The organism is Citrobacter sp. TBCS-14 (assembly GCF_005280805.1).
GTDB lineage: Bacteria > Pseudomonadota > Gammaproteobacteria > Enterobacterales > Enterobacteriaceae > Citrobacter > Citrobacter gillenii.
In genome coordinates this window covers 1-291 of the sequence record NZ_SZWM01000407.1, presented here as the reverse complement: position 1 = coordinate 291, position 291 = coordinate 1, and the positions used below count along the sequence as shown (strand labels likewise).

1 protein-coding gene is annotated in these 291 nt (G+C 54.0%); it reads left to right on the top strand.

The window, feature by feature from the left end:
• A partial coding sequence (locus FDX22_RS15820) for a putative sulfate exporter family transporter (RefSeq protein ID WP_146717441.1) occupies positions 1–291 on the top strand: 291 nt, incomplete at both ends.

Below are 291 nucleotides of genomic sequence, written 5' to 3'. Positions count from 1 at the left end.
GGTGGTGAAAGCAGAAGCCAGTAAGGTAACGGTCGCCGTTGCTACCGTGGTTATCTTCGGGACCATTGCTATCTTCCTGTACCCGGCAATGTACCCGCTACTGGCGCACTGGTTTAGCCCGGAAACCTACGGGATTTATATTGGCTCCACGATGCATGAAGTCGCACAGGTTGTTGCTGCCGGGCATGCAATCACCCCGGAAGCTGAAAACGCAGCCGTCATTGCTAAAATGCTGCGCGTCATGATGCTGGCTCCGTTCCTCATCATCCTGGCAGCACGTGTTAAACAACT